Origin of the sequence: Pseudomonas sp. 37 R 15 (genome assembly GCF_900004865.1) — a bacterium.
GTDB lineage: Bacteria > Pseudomonadota > Gammaproteobacteria > Pseudomonadales > Pseudomonadaceae > Aquipseudomonas > Aquipseudomonas fluorescens_AM.
This window is the reverse complement of the sequence record NZ_CVTV01000051.1, coordinates 1-347: the sequence shown is the minus strand read 5'-3', so window position 1 is coordinate 347 and position 347 is coordinate 1. Positions and strand designations below refer to the sequence as shown.

1 protein-coding gene is annotated in these 347 nt (G+C 59.4%); it reads left to right on the top strand.

Annotated elements, in window-relative coordinates; all coding sequences use genetic code 11:
* The coding region (locus BFQ04_RS30030; protein ID WP_256544590.1) for an RHS repeat domain-containing protein at nt 1-347 on the top strand (347 nt) is incomplete at both ends.

Here is a 347-nt window from a genome sequence, read left to right as displayed (position 1 = left end):
CTATCAACTGGACTACCACCCCAACGGCCTGATCCGACAGGAAACCGGCTTCGACGGCCAACGCACTGCCTACGCCTACGACCTCAACGGCAACCTGCTGGAAAAGACCGAACACGGCGACGACGGTAGTCAGCTCGTTACCCAATACGAGCGCGACCATGCCGGTCGCCTCGTACGAAAAACTCTGCCCGATGACAGCATTATTGATTATGCCTACGACCGCCAAGGCAACCTCCTCAGCGTCGAAGACGGTCACTGGGCGCTGGCCTACGAGTACGACAAACAAAACCGCCTCACTGCCGAACATCAAGGCTGGGGCACCTTGCGCTACGGCTACGACGCCTGCG